General features: G+C 51.3%; 18 protein-coding genes. 10 read left to right on the top strand and 8 right to left on the bottom strand.

Annotation, left to right across the window (positions count from 1 at the left end; all coding sequences use genetic code 11):
* The first annotated feature begins 22 nt into the window (after positions 1-22).
* Positions 23-826, top strand: a complete 804-nt coding sequence (gene rlmA, locus SIL79_RS15730) for a 23S rRNA (guanine(745)-N(1))-methyltransferase (protein ID WP_071476881.1) — start codon at positions 23-25, stop codon at positions 824-826.
* 253 nt (positions 827-1079) lie between these two features.
* Complete coding sequence (locus tag SIL79_RS15735) at positions 1080-1289, top strand: cold-shock protein (protein WP_025009607.1); 210 nt, start codon at positions 1080-1082, stop codon at positions 1287-1289.
* 386 nt (positions 1290-1675) lie between these two features.
* Here the strand turns inward: SIL79_RS15735 and SIL79_RS15740 are convergent, their stop codons facing one another.
* On the bottom strand, positions 1676-2353 hold the full coding sequence (locus SIL79_RS15740) for a hypothetical protein (protein WP_143078431.1): 678 nt from the start codon (positions 2351-2353) through the stop codon (positions 1676-1678).
* A 129-nt stretch (positions 2354-2482) separates the two neighbouring features.
* A complete protein-coding gene (locus SIL79_RS15745; RefSeq protein WP_071476883.1) occupies positions 2483-3085 on the bottom strand; it encodes a YybH family protein in 603 nt (200 codons plus the stop codon).
* A 115-nt stretch (positions 3086-3200) separates the two neighbouring features.
* Here SIL79_RS15745 and smrA point away from each other — a divergent pair, with 115 nt between their 5' ends.
* From smrA to SIL79_RS15760, 3 genes are all read left to right on the top strand, one after another.
* Positions 3201-3791 carry a DNA endonuclease SmrA gene (gene smrA, locus SIL79_RS15750; RefSeq protein ID WP_039035462.1) on the top strand — a complete coding sequence of 197 codons (591 nt, stop codon included), beginning with the start codon at positions 3201-3203 and terminating at the stop codon, positions 3789-3791.
* A 111-nt stretch (positions 3792-3902) separates the two neighbouring features.
* Complete coding sequence (locus SIL79_RS15755) at positions 3903-4550, top strand: TetR/AcrR family transcriptional regulator (RefSeq protein ID WP_039035461.1); 648 nt, start codon at positions 3903-3905, stop codon at positions 4548-4550.
* A 10-nt stretch (positions 4551-4560) separates the two neighbouring features.
* Entirely contained in the window at positions 4561-6837 is a 2277-nt protein-coding gene (locus tag SIL79_RS15760; protein WP_144362168.1) for an acyl-CoA dehydrogenase, read from the top strand.
* A 175-nt stretch (positions 6838-7012) separates the two neighbouring features.
* Here the strand turns inward: SIL79_RS15760 and pyk are convergent, their stop codons facing one another.
* Positions 7013-8452 (bottom strand): pyruvate kinase, encoded by a 1440-nt coding sequence (pyk, locus tag SIL79_RS15765; protein WP_039035459.1) that lies wholly within the window; start codon positions 8450-8452, stop codon positions 7013-7015.
* A gap of 187 nt (positions 8453-8639) precedes the next feature.
* A complete protein-coding gene (locus SIL79_RS15770; protein WP_028781506.1) occupies positions 8640-9494 on the bottom strand; it encodes a MurR/RpiR family transcriptional regulator in 855 nt (284 codons plus the stop codon).
* Between the two features lie 315 nt (positions 9495-9809).
* Here SIL79_RS15770 and zwf point away from each other — a divergent pair, with 315 nt between their 5' ends.
* The 5 genes from zwf (at position 9810) to SIL79_RS15795 (ending at position 15415) form a co-directional block, all read left to right on the top strand.
* Complete coding sequence (gene zwf, locus SIL79_RS15775) at positions 9810-11282, top strand: glucose-6-phosphate dehydrogenase (protein ID WP_071476884.1); 1473 nt, start codon at positions 9810-9812, stop codon at positions 11280-11282.
* A gap of 9 nt (positions 11283-11291) precedes the next feature.
* Entirely contained in the window at positions 11292-11996 is a 705-nt protein-coding gene (pgl, locus tag SIL79_RS15780; RefSeq protein ID WP_162206351.1) for a 6-phosphogluconolactonase, read from the top strand.
* A 9-nt stretch (positions 11997-12005) separates the two neighbouring features.
* The gene (gene edd / locus SIL79_RS15785) at positions 12006-13832 is read left to right on the top strand and encodes a phosphogluconate dehydratase (protein ID WP_144362169.1); all 1827 of its coding nucleotides are present in this window, start codon (positions 12006-12008) and stop codon (positions 13830-13832) included.
* 19 nt (positions 13833-13851) lie between these two features.
* Positions 13852-14493: a bifunctional 4-hydroxy-2-oxoglutarate aldolase/2-dehydro-3-deoxy-phosphogluconate aldolase gene (locus SIL79_RS15790; protein WP_039035455.1), complete on the top strand. Its 642-nt coding sequence runs from the start codon at positions 13852-13854 to the stop codon at positions 14491-14493.
* 505 nt (positions 14494-14998) lie between these two features.
* On the top strand, positions 14999-15415 hold the full coding sequence (locus SIL79_RS15795; RefSeq protein ID WP_233962405.1) for a hypothetical protein: 417 nt from the start codon (positions 14999-15001) through the stop codon (positions 15413-15415).
* Positions 15416-15498: 83 nt separating this feature from the next.
* Here the strand turns inward: SIL79_RS15795 and SIL79_RS15800 are convergent, their stop codons facing one another.
* The 4 genes from SIL79_RS15800 to kdnA all read right to left on the bottom strand — a co-directional run bounded on the left by SIL79_RS15800 (position 15499) and on the right by kdnA (position 18823).
* Positions 15499-15717: a DUF2897 family protein gene (locus SIL79_RS15800; RefSeq protein ID WP_144362176.1), complete on the bottom strand. Its 219-nt coding sequence runs from the start codon at positions 15715-15717 to the stop codon at positions 15499-15501.
* 21 nt (positions 15718-15738) lie between these two features.
* A complete protein-coding gene (gene kdsB, locus SIL79_RS15805) occupies positions 15739-16476 on the bottom strand; it encodes an 8-amino-3,8-dideoxy-manno-octulosonate cytidylyltransferase KdsB (RefSeq protein WP_039035453.1) in 738 nt (245 codons plus the stop codon).
* 68 nt (positions 16477-16544) lie between these two features.
* Positions 16545-17615, bottom strand: coding sequence for a 3-deoxy-alpha-D-manno-octulosonate 8-oxidase KdnB (gene kdnB / locus SIL79_RS15810; RefSeq protein ID WP_039035452.1), 1071 nt, complete (start codon positions 17613-17615; stop codon positions 16545-16547).
* A 20-nt stretch (positions 17616-17635) separates the two neighbouring features.
* A complete protein-coding gene (kdnA, locus tag SIL79_RS15815) occupies positions 17636-18823 on the bottom strand; it encodes an 8-amino-3,8-dideoxy-alpha-D-manno-octulosonate transaminase KdnA (RefSeq protein ID WP_039035451.1) in 1188 nt (395 codons plus the stop codon).
* Positions 18824-18933 lie beyond the last annotated feature (110 nt).

Here is an 18933-nt window from a genome sequence, read left to right on the forward strand (position 1 = left end):
CCGATTCTGATGGAAGTAATGCATGACTTATATTTGTCCCCTGTGCCGCAGCGAGTTGCTACAGGACGGAAAACAATGGCGTTGTAGCCAAAACCACAGCTTTGATCAAGCCAAAGAAGGTTATATCAACCTGTTGCCGGTGCAGAAGAAAAACTCCCGCGATCCCGGTGACAACAAGCAGATGATGCAGGCCAGGCGCAGTTTTTTAAATGCCGGCTATTATCAGGCTCTCAGCAGCAGGGTCAACGAACTGGCGCTGGAATATGGCAAGACACACCCCTCCATTTTGGATCTGGGTTGCGGTGAGGGCTACTACAGCCAACGTTTGCAACAGGCTGTTGGTGGCGAGCTCTATGGTTTGGATATTTCCAGAACGGCTATTCGCTACGCCGCCAAGGCACATCCACAGATGCACTTTTGTGTAGCCAGCGCCTACGACATGCCTTTTGCCGATGCAGCCTTTGATCTTATGTTGCGTATCTATGCACCATCCAAAGTGCAGGAATTGGCACGGGTGTGTAAGCCAGGCGGCATTTTCATCTGTGTATCCCCCGGCCCAAGACATCACTTTCAGTTAAAAGAGATCATCTATAGTGAGCCAAGAGAGCATGAGCTTACCAAGGCAGCGCTACCGGGTTTTAGTTTGTTGCATGATGAGAGACTGCAGTGGCCGCTGGTTCTGCCAGCCGGACAGCTTTGCAATGACTTTTTGGAAATGACTCCCTATGCCTGGAAGCTCAGCGCCGAACAGAAACAGCAGCTGCAGGCTGAGGGATTGCGTTGTGAGCTGGATTTTCACATTCAAATTTACCAACGTAATACATAAGAGCTAGAACTATAAGATAGGTTTCAACTTGTTACGGCAAATACTCGAAATTTAAGTAAAAAAAACTAAGAAGGGTTAATTAAGTTTGTTGACTTATCTCCAGAATGATTTATAGTCTTCATAGCTTGAAAGTTGGGCTTATTTTTATGTCTTCAATACGACCAGTTCGTCCTGTAAACATAAGTAATACCGGCATTTTCAGCTCCACCGCCGTTAAGGCTTAAAAGATAGTTTTATTTACAGGATTTATATCATGTCACAAGTAACTGGTGTAGTTAAGTGGTTCAACTCTGACAAAGGTTTCGGTTTCATCGAGCAAGAGTCTGGTCCAGACGTGTTTGTACACTTCCGCGCCATCAACTCTGACGGCTTCAAGACTCTGGACGAAGGTCAGAAAGTATCCTTCACTGTTACTCAGGGCCAAAAAGGTCCTCAAGCTGAAAACGTTTCTGTTATCGGCTAATCGCTTTTCGGGGTAACCCGAGCGATACAGTAATCAACCGCGCGAGCCTACACTCCTAAAGAAGTGTAAGGAAAGCGCGGTTTTTTTATATCTGCAGGCAATCGCTTCAACTTTACACTTTCCTTTGTATCTTTCACTGAATTGTTAACCGCATGGTTTTTGTGGGACGTCGTCGTTTTCGCTATTCTTATATTGCTGCAAGCCTTTGATACTCAGTTCTTAGGTGACTCTTGTGTCAAGAGTCACGCAGAGGCAGGATCCGTTGTCGACACAGACGATAACTTGTTACTGATGGTTTTGATAAAGCCAGGCATCAGATCTGCTTTGAGTAGTTTATGGGGCGTCATTACTTTAAAAAGGCGTTGGTTCACTGTGCCTGACTTCACTCAACTGATGACAAAAAGCATGACAACATTGAGTGTGAGTACACTGATTGCGAGTAAGGCGGCAAAATGGATAAGGCGTTCCGCTTGAGGGGAAACTTGGAGCAGTGTTACTGGGTAACCAAAGAAGATAGTAAGGTAAAGCAGGCTTCTTAAAGGATATGCCATACCCGAGAGACGGTACTCAAGGCCATTCTTCAGCTTAACTGTCATGGCGTGAGCTCGTTTTCGCTCAATCTGATGATTGTCATGATAGCCCACCCAGTGGAACACCATACTCGCGATATCTTCTTTGGCAACAGCGGTCGTTGCTCCCGTGAGATATTGAGGCAGAAAAATATGGGTTTGGTTTATCCTTATCTGCCGCTCGTCTTTGGCACTGCTTTTTACGCCTAACTGAGTCAGTATCCGGCCTTTACGTACCTGGATATATATCAAAAACCAGATGACGCTGCAGGCAGGAAGCAGCAACTGAACCTTTCCTATAAACGGCGCCACCAGAGTGGCTAGCGCAATAACGGGAACTAGGCTCAAAAGCAGCGGCAGCTCTTTTCTCCAGGGCAGGGTGAAAAAGCTTAAAGAGATGGGTAAAGTGATTTCGCTCCCTAAATCCAGATTAGCGTATTTGCCGGTAAAGGTGCTATCGAACCATTTGCAATCGTTCAGTTTGAATGGTGTCATCTGACTCATAATTCCTTTTACTTGTCGTGAACTTCAGCAAGATAAGTGAATAAGGTAACCCGTCATTGTTATTGCAGCAAAAACGATAGCGCCCTTCTATTTGCAGGGCGCACTCTCAAGTACCGCTAATTACTTGGCATGAACGATTTCAATTTCAACACTGGATGGGAGATCGCTGGCAGGGGGTACAGGGGCAAATTGCTCGCCATAATACAGGTTAGGTTGGGGTTTGGCGTTGAAATAATGCTCCGGCTCGGCGCGGTTGCTGGTATCAACATCCACTAACCAGTTACCTTTTTTATCTTTGTGGCTGACGATAACGATTTTACCGGCAAACTCGCTCATGGGTTCTTCTGTGTCTTTCGGCGGGTGAAAACGCACTAGATAATAGCCTATGTCGGTGGCGCTCTTGCCGTGCGCCTGACGCTGAACGACCCGAAAATCCACATCTATTCTGGCTTGTTTATGGCGGATGCGGTCAAAGAACTTTTGATACAGTTTGAGTACGTTTTCACGTCCCTGAACTATGGCAAGGCTTTGCTGTTCAGGAATATAAGTGGCATCCTCTGCGTATATGTTTTCCAAAGGGGCGGAGTTAAGTTCATTAAATGCCCGGTTGAACATGACATAGACACGATTAAGGGCTGCTTGGTCTTTATCCTGCAATTCGGCGGCCTTGAGGGGCTGAAGCACAGAAATCAGGCAAACGAGCAATAAGGTTAAGAATTTCATTAAAATCATCTAAGCAGGCTCATCTGACCTCACTATAATAGAAGCCCCTTGGTAACAGAAGATTGATTTCTTTACAAAGTGTGTAAACCTCGTCATAAGTTGGAGGCGTCGCATCATGAAAGCAGATGATCTGACACTTTTTATGCAAGAAATGGCCGATGTGGTGCCGCTCAAACAGCAACAGCAGGCCCTGACCAGAGCGAAACCTCTTTCCAGCGAGTCAAAACAGGCACGCAAAGCCGCCGCCGAGGCCCATGAGTATCTGCAGCGCCTGACCTTGGATTTAGCGCTGATCCCCAGAGTGAAACCCGATGATATGCTCAGCTACAAGCAGCAGGGGATCCAGGAGGCGGTATTCAAGAATTTACGTCTCGGTAAATACAAGATAGCCGCCGAGCTGGATGTTCACGCCATGTCGGTGCGCCAAGCCAGAGACTATTTGCTCGGTTTCATTCAATCTCAGGTGGTTTTAGGCCATCGCTGCGTGCTGGTGATCCACGGCAAAGGACAGAATCGCAAGCCGTTTCCTGGGCTTATTAAATCTTGCGTTAACTTCTGGTTGTCGCAGATGGATGAAGTACAGGCCTTTCACAGCGCCCAGCGCGAACATGGCGGCTATGGCGCCCTCTATGTGATGTTACCTAAATCAGATGCCAAGCGGATTGAATCCCGCGAGACCAACCATAAAGGAGCAGGCTTTCGCTGAGCGGTTTGGGACGGCAGATTATCTGCCTTGACCGTAGCCGAGATTTCGTTTGACATAAGTGTAACCAGTGTTTAATTTAAACGAGTGTTTTAAATTAACTAAGGTCACGGAATGGCAAGTCGATCTGATACCAAGACAAGAATTCTCGATGCCGCGGAGAAGCTGTTTGCCGAGCGGGGGTTTTCGGAAACCTCCCTCAGGCTTATCACCAGCAAAGCAGAAGTGAATCTTGCATCTGTAAACTACCATTTTGGTTCCAAAAAAGAGCTCATTCGGGCGGTTTTGGCACGTTATCTGGACGTGTTTATGCCATCGGCGTCAAACGCCATCAATGAGCTTATCAGCCAGGATAAACAGGCTTCTTTGGATGCCATTTTCTCCTCTCTGGTGGGGCCGCTGCTTGAACTTAACAAAGTTCGCAACGAAGGAACCAGTATCTTCCTGCAACTGCTTGGTCGTGGCTACATCGAAAGCCAGGGGCACTTGCGCTGGTTTATTACCACCCACTATGGCAAGCATCTGGATCAGTTTGTTCAGGCGGTCTCCGGCAGTGCACCGCACATTCCACCGGCAGAGATGTTCTGGCGCTTGCACTTTACCCTGGGAACTATAGTTTTCACTATGGCCTCGGCCGATGCGCTCAATGAAATCGCCGAAGCCGACTTCGGTGAACATAATGATATTGAGGCAGTGATCCGCAAGGTGATCCCTTACATGGCCGCCGGTGTGGCTGTGCCGCTGGTTTCTCAAGCAGAATAAAGGTCTGGTTATGAGTATTATCCTCTTAATAATAGTTGCCCTGATAGCACTGTTCTTTGTGCGCAATATACGCCTGCAGTTTGTGACCCGGCCGATATTGGCCTTCTTTCGCAAGGTGTTACCACCACTTTCGGATACAGAGCGTGAAGCGATGGAGGCCGGTGATGTCTGGTGGGAAGCCGAGCTGTTTCGTGGTAAACCCAACTGGGAAAGCCTGCACGCCTATGGTAAACCGGCGCTGAGCGCCGATGAGAAAGACTTTATCGACCATCAGGTGATGACGGCGCTAAAGATGATCGATGACTATGACATAGTCAACAACCGCAAGGACTTACCGCCTGAGCTGTGGGAGTACTTCAAGAAAGAAGGCTTCTTCGCGCTGATCATCCCGAAAAAATACGGTGGCCGTGAGTTTTCAGCCTATGCCAACTCCACCATAGTCAGTAAGTTGGCGAGCCGCAGTGTCAGCGCCGCCGTGACTGTGATGGTGCCCAACTCACTCGGTCCGGGTGAGTTGCTGACTCATTATGGTACCAAGGAGCAGAAAGAGCATTGGTTGCCGGCCTTGGCCAAAGGGGAAGAGATCCCTTGTTTTGCCCTGACCGGCCCCGAAGCCGGCTCAGATGCCGGTGCTATTCCCGATGAAGGGATAGTCTGCCGCGGTGAGTTCCAGGGCGAGGAAACTCTGGGGCTTAAGCTTAGCTGGAACAAGCGTTACATCACTCTGGCACCTGTGGCTACAGTACTGGGACTGGCATTTCAGATGCGCGACCCAGACGGGCTGTTGGGGGACAAGGTTAACCTGGGGATTACCTGCGCCCTGATCCCAACCGATCATCCCGGCGTGAAAATTGGTCGCCGTCACAATCCGCTTAATATGGCCTTTATGAATGGTACCACTCAAGGGGACGAGGTGTTTATTCCGCTGGATTGGATCATAGGTGGCCCGCAATACGCAGGTCGTGGCTGGCGTATGCTGGTGGAGTGCCTCTCTGCAGGACGTGGTATTTCACTGCCGGCGCTGGCGACGGCGTCCGGGCATATGGCGACCAAGACGACAACCGCTTACAGCTACGTGCGTAAACAGTTCGGCATGGCCATAGGTCAGTTTGAAGGGGTTCAGGAAGCGTTGGCAAGGATCATTGCCAACACCTATCAGCTGGAAGCGGCCCGTCGTCTGACAACCACAGGCATAGATCTCAAGGTTAAACCATCTGTGGTTACCGCGATTGCCAAATATCACATGACAGAGCTTGGCCGTCAGGTGATGAACGATGCCATGGATATTCAGTCCGGCAAGGGTATTCAGATGGGGCCAAAAAACTATCTTGCTCATGGTTATATGGCCAACCCCATCTCCATCACAGTGGAAGGGGCCAACATCCTGACCCGTAGTTTGATGATCTTCGGTCAGGGCGCGACCCGCTGTCATCCTTATGTGCTGGCCGAGATGGAAGCTGCCGGCATGGAAGACAACAGTGAAGCGCTGGAGCGTTTCGACTCTTTGTTAATGGGCCACATAGGTTATGCGCTGCGTAACGCCTTTGGCTCTTTGGGCAACGCCCTCAGCCGTAGCTATTTTGAGCGCTCACCCGTGAGTGGCGATACCCGCGACTATTACAAGCAGATGGCCCGTCTGTCCAAGGCACTGGCACTGGTGACCGACTTGTCGATGCTTATTTTGGGCGGCGATCTCAAGCGCAAGGAGATGATTTCGGCCAGACTCGGTGATGTGCTCAGTCAGCTGTATCTGGGCTCGGCCACATTGAAACTGTTTGAAGACAATGGCCGCCAGTTTGACGATCTGCCGATAGTCAAACATGTGATGGATACCCGATTGCAACTGGCTGCCAAGGCGCTTGAGCAGGCGATAGCCAACTTCCCCAATCGTCCGGTTGCCTGGGTCATGCGTGTGCTGGTATTCCCGCTGGGGAACCACTTCAACGGCCCGAAAGACAGCCAGTCCATTGAGCTGGTCAAGAGCATGCTAAAACCTGGTCCGGCCCGCGACAGGCTGACCTTCCTCTGTCCTGAATTTGACGGTGACACCAGTGGTATTGCCGAGGTAGAAGCGGCATTCAAGGCTCAATATCAGTGCCGTGAACTGCACGGCAAACTGAGAAAGGCGCAAAAGGATGGCCGTTTGCCTGCCAAACTGGCACCGCTATCTCTGTATCAGGCGGCATTGGATGCTGAGGTTATCAGTAAAGCCGAGTATGAGCAGTTGCTTGAGGCCGATAAGCTGCGCTTGGCGGCAATCAATGTCGATGATTTTGAAACTCTTTAATTGAGATTGATTGGTATGTGAATTTCAGTTTGGTAAGCCTGTCCCGGGTAGGCTTAGCTCTGATGTAAACAAAATCACCAAGCCTGAAACAGCAACGAAAGCAGCAGAAATTAAAAAGGTACGCCTCGGCGTACCTTTTCTGTTTTGTTATCAGCTTAGCGTCATTGGCAAGCCATTAGGCGACGATCAGCACCTTGCAGGTGTTGGTGCCGCCTACGGTTTCCATGGCATCACCCTTGGTCATGAGTACCATGTCACCACTCTCCAGGTATCCCTTGGCCTTGAGGCTTTCAAGGGCCTTTTTCGCCAGCTCATCGGCGGCATAAACGGTGGAGTCAAACTCTACAGGATAGACACCCCGATAGAGTGCCATCTTGGCCAAAGTGGGTTGATGACGGGCGAGGGCGAAGATAGGCAGCGCTGAGCTTATCCGTGACATCAACTTGGGCGTTGCGCCGGATTCGGTCAGGGCGATAATCGCCTTAACACCCTGCAAATGGTTGGCGGCATACATGGTAGACAGCGCTATGGTTTCTTCTATGGAGCTGAAGCTTTCATCCAGGCGGTGCTTGGATACCCGCACACTGGGATGCGCTTCGGCGCCAAGACAAACTCTGGCCATGGCCTGAACCGTTTCTTCCGGATAATCCCCGGCAGCGGTCTCGGCCGAGAGCATCACTGCGTCTGTACCGTCGAGTACGGCGTTAGCCACGTCCATGACTTCGGCGCGGGTCGGCATAGGGCTGCTGATCATAGACTCCATCATCTGGGTCGCGGTGATCACTACCTTATTGAGTTGACGCGAGCGGCTGATCAGCTTTTTCTGTACGGCAACCAGAGCCGGATCGCCGATTTCTACTCCCAGGTCACCGCGGGCTACCATGACGGCATCGGAGGCGAGGATTACATCGTCCATCGCTTCATCGGAAGCTACGGCTTCGGCGCGCTCTACCTTGGATACTATCAGGGCATTGCTGCCGGCCTTTTGCGCCAGTTCGCGGGCATAGTTAAGATCGGCGCCGCTGCGAGGGAAGGATACCGCCAGGTAGTCGACCTGAATTTGTGCCGCTGTGACAATGTCCTGCTTGTCTTTATCTGTCAGCGCAGCGGCAGACAGGCCTCCGCCTTTCTTGTTGATCCCCTTGTTGTTGGATAGGGGGCCGGCAACTGTCACGCTGGTATGTACCTTACGGCCTTCTACCTTTTCGACTTTCAGTTGTACCCGGCCATCGTCCAGCATCAGGATATCACCGACAACCACATCGTCCGGCAGTTCCTTGTAATCGATACCTACTTGAGTTTCGTCGCCTTCGCCTTTACCCAGCTCCGCATCCAGGATAAATGGTTGGCCGAGCTTGAGTTGGACTTTCTTATTGTCCTTGAAGGTGGAAACACGGATTTTCGGCCCCTGGAGATCGCCGAGGATGGCAACGTGTACACCAAGCTCTTTCGCAATGCTGCGGGCTTGGCTGGCGCGTTTTAGGTGATCTTCGGGGGAACCGTGGGAGAAGTTGAGGCGAACAACGTTGGCACCTGCTGCTATGATACGACGCAGGTTATCATCACGATCTGTGGCGGGGCCCAGCGTGGTAACGATCTTGGTTCTGCGGAACATAATATACTCCGTTTAAGTTTTAAAAAAATCTTACGCTATATTAACAGACAACGGCTCAATATGTAGGAAACTTACAGACAAAATGATCTAACTCAAAGTTTTATTTTTGTGAGTTACGGCTAATTTTAGGCGGGGCTTGGGCAGTTGCCAATTTTGGTAACTGCCCAGGTGCTTACGGGAAAGGGGATTAGAGTGGCTCGCTCTTATCGATGCGGGATTCTTTCAATACCTCTTTTACCCGCTTTAGACTTTCCCTGAAGCGTGGCCCCCGGCGCAAGGTAAATCCGGTCGCCAGCACATCAATAATCACCAACTGGGCCAAACGAGAGGCCATAGGCAGGTACATATCAGTGTCTTCAGGCACTTCCATGGTAACCGGCAGGGTACATTCCTGCGACAGCGGCGAGTGACGCGCTGTAATACCAATCACGGCCGCGCCGTTTTCTCTGGCAAGCCTTGCTATATCGATCAATGACTTAGTACGGCCTGTGTGGGAAATCAGTACCACGACATCGCCTTCATCACTATTGATACAGCTCATGCGTTGCATCAACACATCATCGAAACATAAAACCGGTACATTAAAACGGAAGAACTTGTTCTGGGCATCGTGTGCCACAGAGGCGGAGGCACCAAGACCGAAGAAAGAGATCTTTTTCGCTTGAGTCAGTATGTCTACCGCCTTGTTGATGGCCGTGGTATCTATGCTCTGGCGTGCTGTATCCAGAGAAGCCATGGAAGATTCGAAGATCTTGGTGGTGTAAGATTCGGGTGTATCATCTTCCTCAACGTGACGACTGACGTAAGGGGTACCATTCGCGAGACTTTGGGCCAGATGTAATTTAAAATCCGGGAAACCTTTGGTATCCAAACGACGACAGAAGCGGTTGACTGTAGGCTCGCTGACATCCGCCATCTTGGCCAGAGTTGCTATGCTTGAATGAATAGCTGTCTGGGGCGATGCCAGGATAACTTCGGCTACTTTGCGTTCTGACTTGCTGAAATGGGGGAGGTTTTTTTGAACCTTTTCTAGGGTATTCATACGCGTACGTCCGCTGGGTTGAAATTATGTAATTTTATTATTTCTTTGAGGCCTGAGCACTACAAAGTAGGGTGCAAACCAATCTTGACGTAAGTCCTGTATATACCGGAATGAAAACAGGCTAACTTCCGAGATAAGAAGGTTTTAAGCAGGAAAAGCATACCAGATTATTGCCAAACCTGCCTAGACTGGCCTCATGGCTTTATTTGCAAATTATAGATGCATTTAACAAATACTGTTGTTATATTACAACAAAAGTGTGGAATTCTTCATCGCATAGCGGAACCACCACCGACAAAAGGAGAGCATTAAGCAATGGGCAAAACAACATCAGAGGCCAAAGCTTGTGATTTTGTACTCTTTGGTACCAAGGGCGACTTGGCAAGGCGCAAATTGTTGCCTTCGCTTTACCAGCTGGATAAGGCCGGCCTGCTCAATCGGGACACCAAGGTCATAGGTGTTGCCAAAGATGAATTCTCTGCCGAAGATTTTCGCGAACTGGTTAAAACGGCTCTGAGCACCTTTGTTAAAGAACCCTTGTGCGACACCACGCTTTCCCGCTTCCTCGAACGTTGCCATTACGTCGGCACTAATTTTACCGAATCTGAAGGATACAAAGCCTTCCACCAACTGCTCGAACCTGCCAAGCGGGTGATGGTCAACTATTTTGCTACGCCTCCGGCCATCTTCGGTGATATCTGCCGGTGTCTGCATGAACAACAACTGATCCATCCCGATACCCGAGTAGTGCTGGAAAAGCCCATAGGCTCAGATCTGCAGTCATCCAGAGTCATTAATGACCAGGTTTCTGCCTACTTTAATGAAAGTCAGGTCTATCGTATCGATCACTATCTGGGTAAAGAAACAGTACAGAACCTGATTGCGTTGCGTTTTGCCAATTCACTGTTTGCCTCCAAGTGGGATAACCGCACCATAGATCATGTACAGATCACTGTGGCCGAAGAGGTGGGCATTGAAGGACGCTGGGGCTATTTCGACAAAGCCGGCCAGATGCGTGACATGATCCAGAACCACCTGTTGCAGGTACTAACCTTGATTGCCATGGACCCACCTGTGAACCTGGATGCCGACAGCATTCGTGATGAGAAGGTGAAGGTGCTCAAGTCACTGCGTCCCATCAATCAGGACAACGTATTTGAAAACACTGTGCGCGGCCAGTATTCGGCCGGGTTCCTCAAAGGGTCACCGGTTCCCGGTTATCTGGAGGAAGAGGGTGCCAACGTGGATTCCAACACAGAGACCTTTGTTGCCTTGCGTGTCGATATCGATAACTGGCGTTGGGCCGGGGTGCCTTTCTATCTGCGCAGCGGTAAGCGTATGCCGTTCAAGAGTTCTGAAATTGTCATCTATTTCAAGAATCCACCCCATAACCTGTATCGTTCAAGCCATCGCAATCTGCCGCCCAATAAGTTGACCATTCGTCTGCAACCGCATGAAGGGGTGGAGATCCAGATGATGAACAAGGTGCCCGGGCTTGAGCAGAAACAGCGACTGCAAACCACCAAGCTGGATTTGAGCTTCTCTGACACCTTCAAGAACGAACGTATCGCCGATGCCTATGAACGTTTGTTGCTCGAAGCCATGCTGGGGAATCAGGCATTGTTTGTACGCCGTGACGAAGTGGAGCAGGCCTGGACCTGGGTAGATGGCATTATTCAATCCTGGGAGATGAGCAACGAAAAGCCCAAGCCTTATCCTGCCGGAACCTGGGGGCCTGTGGCCTCAGTGGCCTTGATCACCAAAGACGGCCGCTCCTGGGATGAATAAGGAGATAGCATGATTAAAGAAACCGTATTTAAATCGTTTGACACCCCAACTGCGCTGGAAGCCCAGTTGGCCGAGCGTATTGCCGGCGCGCTGCAAAACGCGATAGATAACCGCGGCAAGGCCAGCCTGGTGGTTTCCGGTGGCTCGACGCCGCTGAAACTGTTTGCCGAGCTCAGCCACAAGATGATCGACTGGAGCGATGTTTATATCACGCTCGCCGACGAGCGCTGGGTGGATGCCGAAGACCAGGACTCCAACGAGCGCCTGGTACGCGAGCATCTACTGCAAAATCGCGCCGCCAGCGCCAAGTTCCGAGGCCTGAAGAATATGTTTGCCACCCCGGAAGCGGGCTTGAGTATGGCTTCAGAGCAGTTGGCCAATTTTCCGCGGCCTTTTGATGTGATCGTGTTGGGCATGGGCAATGATGGTCATACCTGCTCCTGGTTTCCCTGCGCCCCCGAAGAACAATTGACCGAGGCGCTGGAAACCGATGCATTGCTGTGCGCCGTACATCCAGGCAATGCGCCTCACGCCAGGATCAGCCTGAGCCGTAAGGCCGTGCTCGGCAGCCGCCAGATCTATCTGCATCTGGTCGGCGAAACCAAACTTTCCGTATATCACCAAGCTCTCGAGAGTGACGATCCCAGGGAAATGCCGATCCGTGCCGTGTTGGCGCAGCATAAGACCCCGGTCGATGTGTTCTGGAGCGCTTAAGGAGGCAAGATGCACCCAAGAGTTCAAGCCGTAACAGACAGGATTATTGCCCGCAGCCAAGACCACAGGGGCAAGTACCTGGCGGCATTGGCCGAAGCCAGGGCCAAGGGCGTGCACCGCAGCAGTTTGAGTTGCGGCAATCTGGCCCACGGGTTTGCTGCTTGTCAGCCTGCCGATAAAGACAGCTTGCGCCAGTTGAACAAGGCCAACATAGGCATAGTGACTGCATTCAATGACATGCTGTCGGCGCACCAACCCTATGAACACTATCCTGAATTGCTGAAACAGGCCTGCAATGAAGTGGGCAGCGTTGCCCAGGTGGCAGGCGGTGTGCCGGCCATGTGTGACGGCGTTACCCAGGGCCAATCCGGGATGGAGCTCAGTCTGCTGAGTCGTGAAGTGATAGCCATGGCTACCGCTGTTGGCCTGTCCCACAATATGTTTGATGGTGCCTTGTTGCTGGGTATTTGTGACAAGATAGTTCCTGGGCTACTGATTGGCGCCCTGAGCTTTGGTCATCTGCCTATGTTGTTTGTGCCTGCGGGACCGATGAAGTCCGGGATCCCCAACAAGGAAAAAGCCCGTATTCGCCAGCAGTTTGCCGAAGGTAAGGTCGATAGAACTGCCTTGCTCGAAGCAGAATCCAAGTCCTATCACAGCGCGGGTACCTGTACTTTCTACGGCACGGCCAACAGTAACCAGCTGATGCTGGAAGTCATGGGACTGCAGCTACCCGGCTCCTCATTTGTTAATCCGGACGACCCTTTGCGTGAGGCGCTCAATAAGGCGGCCGCCAAACAGGTGTGTCGTCTGACCGAACTTGGCAACCAATACAGCCCGATAGGTGAACTGGTTTGTGAAAAGTCGATAGTCAACGGCATAGTGGCTCTGTTGGCCACCGGTGGCTCGACCAATCTCACCATGCACATAGTGGCGGCGGCCCGTGCGGCCGGCATCATAGTCAACTGGGACGATTTCTCCGAACTGTCGGATGTGGTGCCGCTGCTAGCCAGGGTTTATCCCAACGGCCATGCCGACATCAACCATTTCCATGCTGCCGGTGGGATGGCTTATCTGGTGCGGCAGTTGTTGGATGCCGGTTTACTGCATCAAGACGTCAACACAGTGGCCGGCTTTGGTCTTGAGCGTTACACCAAGGAGCCCAAGTTGCTCAATGGCGAGCTCAGTTGGGTGGATGGCCCGGCCGAAAGTCTGGACAGCGAAGTACTGACCTCTGTGGCCAAACCATTTCAGAGCAACGGCGGCCTCAAACTGCTCAAGGGCAATCTGGGCCGGGCGGTTATTAAGGTTTCTGCGGTGCAGGAGCAACACAGAGTGGTGGAAGCTCCGGCTGTGGTTATCGACGATCAGAACCAGCTCAATGAGCTCTTTACCAGTGGCCAACTGGATAAGGACTGCGTGGTGGTGGTCAAGGGGCAAGGTCCCAAGGCCAACGGCATGCCTGAGCTGCATAAGCTGACCCCTATTCTCGGAACCTTGCAGGACAGGGGCTTTAAAGTTGCCCTGGTGACCGATGGCCGTATGTCAGGAGCCTCAGGTAAGGTGCCTGCAGCTATCCATCTGACGCCGGAAGCGCTAGATGGCGGTATGATAGCCAAGGTACACAGCGGCGATTTGCTGCGGGTCGATGCCGAAAAGGGCGAACTTAGTCTGCTGGTCGATGAGCAGCAACTGGCCGCAAGAAATGCCGAGAAAGTGGAATTGAGAAGTGTGCGTTACGGCATGGGTCGTGAGCTGTTCAGTGCGCTGCGGGCCAATCTCAGCAGTCCTGAAACCGGTGCTCGCAGTACCAGTGCCATAGATGACTATTACTAATCATTAAGGAATAAAGTAGATGCTTGAGAATAACTGGTCCTTGCAACCTCAGGACATATTTCAACTGAGCCCGATCATTCCGGTAATGGTTATCAACAAGATTGAACATGCGGTGCCCTTGGCCAAGGCCCTGGTTGCCGGTGGCATTCGGGTACTGGAAGTGACCCTGCGTACCGATTGTGCCCTCGAGGCCATAGGGCGGATTGCGGCCGAGGTGCCGGAAGCCTTGGTCGGCGCCGGAACTATTCTGAATGAAGCACAATTGGCGCAGGCGGCAGAGGCCGGTGCTCAATTTGCCATCACCCCGGGGGCAACTGTAGAACTGCTCAAGGCGGGTAAAGCCGGTAAGATCCCACTTATTCCTGGGGTGGCCAGTATCTCAGAAGTCATGGTGGGACTGGGGCTGGGCTATACCCACTTCAAGTTTTTCCCGGCAGAAGCTTCAGGCGGGGTCAATGCACTCAAAGCCTTCAGCGGCCCGCTGGCCGATGTCCGTTTCTGCCCAACCGGCGGGATCACTCCGAGCAGCTACAAAGACTACCTAGCGCTGGGGAATGTCGATTGTATTGGTGGCAGCTGGATTGCCCCGGTGGAAGCGATGGAGCAGGGCGACTGGGCGAGAATTACCAGATTGTGCCAGGAGGCTATCGCAGCGCTGTGAGCATTTGGCTGTGAGCTGTGAATGACTAAGGCTACCCAAGGTAGCCTTTTCTTTGCTCAAGTGGTTTTATCGGCAACAAAATCAACAATTTTAGTCCTTTAGGCTGGCTTGCACTGTTATTGGCTTTAGGGTAGCTTGGTCTGAAAAGGGGAAAGTTATTGGTATTTCTTGGGCAGCTCAGTTGCTGCCGTAACAGTTGCCGATAAATAAGCTTGTATGATTCAGGGAGGAGCCTTTGTGAGATTCGAGTGCATCATCAAGCATTACAACGCCTGTCAATGTCCGACATGTTCGTTTAAGGGCGCAAATGGTCGTATCTCTGAGGCCATGATCGATTTCGGTTTTATTGCCAACTGGTTAACAGTACCACTCGGGCTTGGCACCATGATTTTGCTTGGATTGCAGCCCCTGCCTATTAAAATGTCTTGCCCTGCCTGTGGAAATACCTTTTTCGCCAGCGGTTTTCGTCATTAATCTTTTCCGGATCTGATAAAGGAGTCTTGTCATGTATGGCTCAGCGGTAATTCCTTACTCTGTTAGTCTGTCAAAAGCCACTAATTTAAGAGAGTTATCTTCTAGACTCAGATATCTGCTGCTGTTGGCTTTTGCCTGGCTCCTAGGCGGCTGCGGCCAGCCCTTGCCGCTGGATAAGGCCGAATATGCCGGTGAGTGGCAGAGTGCTGACATGTATCTGCTTATACAACACGACGGCTCTGTAGAGTATCAGCGTTATGATGGCAACAGCAGCACCTCGATAAGTGGTGGGATCCAGAAGTTTGAAGGTCACGACTTCGAAGTGGGGATCGGTTTTCTCTCCAGTCGTTTTGAAGTATCAGAGCCGCCACACAGGGTCGGAAGCGACTGGCAGATGGTGGTTGATGGTGTGCGGTTGACCCGGGTTTCCGATGTGCAGTTTTATTGAGCTTATAATCCCTGCTCAAGTTTAGGCTCAGGTAGAAAGTAGAGAAGATATATGAAAAAGGCGCAAAGTGCGCCTTTTTTCTGTCAGTCTTTGTTTTTGTCCTGATCTTTTCCATCAGCTTGGGAGCCCGGGGTTTTATCCGTGTTTCCGGCGGCTTCACCCTTACGCTTTATCTGCTTGTCTTTACTTTGCTGGCCAAATTGCGGCATTTTAAACTTGGCACTGTACTTGAGTACAGCCAGGTTACTGGCAATAACGCCTATTACCAAAATGATGATCAACCAGACTTCCAAAGATGACATTTCCATCTCTTGCTACCTGCTTCAGTCTACGGCCAGACGCTGTTCACAGCGGCGGATATCTTCAGGTGTATCTACTTCAGGCGAGTCAAATGCGCTGATGGCGACCTTGATCTTGTGGCCGTATTCCAGGGCCCGTAGTTGCTCCAGTTTTTCCAGATCTTCCAGTCTTCCCAAAGGTAGTTTGGCAAAGGTTTCGACGAAACGGCGGGTGTAGGCATACACCCCTAAATGTTTATAGACAGGGTAGTCGTTGATATCACGACCAAATGGGATCCGGGCGCGGGAGAAATATAGAGCATAGAATTCGTTGTCGAACACCATCTTCACATGTTTGGGATCGTCCAATTCATCCTCTTCGGTGATTTGGTAGCCGAGGGTGGCCATTTCAAACTCACCGGGATGACGCTGGAACAGACTGATGATCTGCTCTATGGAGATGGGATCGATCAGCGGCTGATCCCCTTGCAGGTTGACTACCAGATCGTCATCCGCCAACCCCAATTGGGTGATGGCATCGTTAATCCTGTCGGTGCCGGAGGCCGCTTCGGCGCCGGTCATCACAACATTGCCGCCAAAGGCCTCTACAGCGTCCTTGATGCGTACATCATCGGTTGCCACATAGATATTATCCAACCCTTTGGCCAGTCCGGCGCGCTCATAAACGTGCTGGATCATAGGTTTACCGTTAATCGGTGCCAGAGGTTTGCCGGGAAAGCGGCTGGAACCATAGCGTGCAGGGATCAACAGGGTGACTTTCATTCAATTTTCCTAGTATTCAAGAAGAAAGGGCTCATAAAGAGCCCTAATCATAGCAGTCCTGTGCCGGCTTAGATACGGCGGAACAGCTTGGTCAGCATCTCATCGGTGACTTTTTCCTGCCAGCTGTCACCATAGACGTTGGCCCACAAAGGCCCCATGCTCTTGGTGACTTTAACCATCGCGGCAATGGTCTCGTCCGGCAGATCTTTACAGATGTTTTTAGGCAACTGGATGTTGTGCTTCTTCATCATGGCACGGAACTCTTCAACCCCTTCAGGGTAGAATTCTTCCAGTACGTCGAAGGCGATACAGTTACCAATACCGTGGTGATAACCCAGGATATAAGACAGACCGTAAGAAACCGCGTGACAGGCACCTACCTGGCTATAGGCGATACTCATACCGCCCATAAAGGAGGCCATCATCAGCTTGTCGTCTTTTTCAGGGTGATCTCCCAGGAAGACTTCACGGCACATGTCCATGGATTTCTCGGCGTAGGCGCGGGAGAACTCGTTCAGGAAGGTACCCTGTAGAGACTCAACACAGTGGATGTAGCAGTCCATACCTGTGTAGAACCATTGGTCAGTGGGTACGCCGGCAATCAGCTCGGAGTCCATGATGATCTGATCGAATACAGTGTAGTCAGAGTTCAGACCCAGTTTACGCTCAGGGCCGCACAGCACTGCAGTGCGTGAAGCTTCGGCACCTGTACCGGAAATGGTAGGGATACCGATATGGTGAATGGCAGGATTCTTGATCAGATCCCAGCCCTGGTACTTGGCAGAACCACCTGGGTTGGTCAGCATCAAAGATACGGCTTTGGCCAGATCCATAGTGGCGCCGCCACCAAGACCGACTACGCTCACAGGCAGTTTGCTGTTGAATGCCTGAACTTGCTCGGTAAGGCTGTCAACCTGCTTTGTGGTTGGTTCTTCGTCGACATTGACCCACAGTAAGAAATCTTGCTCCTTCAAAGGCAAACGGCCTTCCAGTGGCTTGCCTTTGTGAACGTCATCCACGACGAAAACCACGAAGTCGTTGGCTTCTTTGCGCTCGGCGGCCAGCACTTCATCCAGTTGGACAAAAGAACCGCGACCAAAGATCATTTTGGGGACGACTTTAAAATTCTTGAAACTCATAGCAACCAGCTCCCTTTAGGTTATTGGGCAAATGCTTTCTTGATGTTGGCAATGCGCTCGGCAATCTGTTCTTCAGTCCAGGACAGCTTGATCAGCATGGAAATGGTCCGGCTCATGATAGCGTCAGATTTGGGCACAGAAACTTTAGTATAATCCGGACGATCTTCGATTAATGTGATCGGCAGGGCAGCAGGGCTCTTGAGCTGCTGAATGTGATGCCAGTTCTTCAGGTAGTGCCAGTTGTTGACATACCAGTAGAAGCAACCATCGACACCGTTGGCAGCCAGCGCCTTGTTGACTTCCTGAGTGCGTTGCTCGGTTGGCAGCATAAAGCTGAGGAAACCGGCGCTGTCGCCTTCAGGATCGGGGATTTCGCGGAAAGTAACTTCTTCGATATCAGCCATGGCGTCTTTGATAAGCTTCTTGTTGCGACGCTGGATCTCCACTATGGTGTCCAGTTTGCGCAGCTGAGCCAGGCCCAGGGCGGCGTTCATTTCGCTGATACGGAAGTTGAGACCCATGATAGGGTGAGACTCGGCGCCGCGGTCATTACCTATATGATCATGGCCGTGGTCAGAGAACATGTGGGCGTGGTTGTAGATGGTTTCATCATTGGTGATCACAGCGCCACCTTCACCACAGGTGATGGTTTTAACCGAGTCGAAAGAGAAACAACCCACAGCGCCTATGGTACCCAGTGCCTGACCTTTGTAGCTGCCGCCAATAGCCTGACAGGCATCTTCCAGCAGTACCAGATTGTGTTTTTCACAGATGGCTTTGATTTCGTCCATCTTGGCCATGGAACCGCACATGTGTACCAGGTTTACCGCCTTGGTGCGTGGGGTAATGGCGGCTTCGATGCCCTCGGGTGACAGACACAGAGTCTCATCGATTTCGGCAAATACCGGAATAGCGCCGGCCATGAAAACTGCCTCAACAGAAGCGACAAAGGTGAAAGGAGGAACAATCACTTCATCCCCGGCGCCGATACCGGCGGCGGCCAGCGCGGTTTGCAGGGCGGCAGTACCGCTGGAGAGCAGGTGAGCATGCTTGACATTCATCTTGTCACATAAGAGCTGCTCCATATCGCGGGTTTTCCAGCGATCATTACGCATGGCATCAAAGTTGTAACGGAAGGTGAATCCGTTCTCCATGACGTCTGCTACTTCCTGTTTTTCTTCAGGACCAAACAATTCAAAACCGGGCATGGAAGATATCTCCTTAGATAGTGTTGTGCTCTGGGAGGGTCACGCCAGAAAAGGCCTTATGCCATAAGGCTGTTACGCGAAGTGCGCCGGGTGACCGGATGACTGAGCAC

The sequence above is a fragment of the Shewanella indica genome (assembly GCF_033842865.1).
Classification (GTDB): domain Bacteria; phylum Pseudomonadota; class Gammaproteobacteria; order Enterobacterales; family Shewanellaceae; genus Shewanella; species Shewanella indica.

Coding starts and splice junctions, on each gene's coding strand:
- rlmA (WP_071476881.1), top strand. CDS start 23: ATGACTTATATTTGTCCCCTGTGCCGCAGCGAGTTGCTACAGGACGGA.
- SIL79_RS15735 (WP_025009607.1), top strand. CDS start 1,080: ATGTCACAAGTAACTGGTGTAGTTAAGTGGTTCAACTCTGACAAAGGT.
- SIL79_RS15740 (WP_143078431.1), bottom strand. CDS start 2,353: ATGACACCATTCAAACTGAACGATTGCAAATGGTTCGATAGCACCTTT.
- SIL79_RS15745 (WP_071476883.1), bottom strand. CDS start 3,085: ATGAAATTCTTAACCTTATTGCTCGTTTGCCTGATTTCTGTGCTTCAG.
- smrA (WP_039035462.1), top strand. CDS start 3,201: ATGAAAGCAGATGATCTGACACTTTTTATGCAAGAAATGGCCGATGTG.
- SIL79_RS15755 (WP_039035461.1), top strand. CDS start 3,903: ATGGCAAGTCGATCTGATACCAAGACAAGAATTCTCGATGCCGCGGAG.
- SIL79_RS15760 (WP_144362168.1), top strand. CDS start 4,561: ATGAGTATTATCCTCTTAATAATAGTTGCCCTGATAGCACTGTTCTTT.
- pyk (WP_039035459.1), bottom strand. CDS start 8,452: ATGTTCCGCAGAACCAAGATCGTTACCACGCTGGGCCCCGCCACAGAT.
- SIL79_RS15770 (WP_028781506.1), bottom strand. CDS start 9,494: ATGAATACCCTAGAAAAGGTTCAAAAAAACCTCCCCCATTTCAGCAAG.
- zwf (WP_071476884.1), top strand. CDS start 9,810: ATGGGCAAAACAACATCAGAGGCCAAAGCTTGTGATTTTGTACTCTTT.
- pgl (WP_162206351.1), top strand. CDS start 11,292: ATGATTAAAGAAACCGTATTTAAATCGTTTGACACCCCAACTGCGCTG.
- edd (WP_144362169.1), top strand. CDS start 12,006: ATGCACCCAAGAGTTCAAGCCGTAACAGACAGGATTATTGCCCGCAGC.
- SIL79_RS15790 (WP_039035455.1), top strand. CDS start 13,852: ATGCTTGAGAATAACTGGTCCTTGCAACCTCAGGACATATTTCAACTG.
- SIL79_RS15795 (WP_233962405.1), top strand. CDS start 14,999: ATGTATGGCTCAGCGGTAATTCCTTACTCTGTTAGTCTGTCAAAAGCC.
- SIL79_RS15800 (WP_144362176.1), bottom strand. CDS start 15,717: ATGTCATCTTTGGAAGTCTGGTTGATCATCATTTTGGTAATAGGCGTT.
- kdsB (WP_039035453.1), bottom strand. CDS start 16,476: ATGAAAGTCACCCTGTTGATCCCTGCACGCTATGGTTCCAGCCGCTTT.
- kdnB (WP_039035452.1), bottom strand. CDS start 17,615: ATGAGTTTCAAGAATTTTAAAGTCGTCCCCAAAATGATCTTTGGTCGC.
- kdnA (WP_039035451.1), bottom strand. CDS start 18,823: ATGCCCGGTTTTGAATTGTTTGGTCCTGAAGAAAAACAGGAAGTAGCA.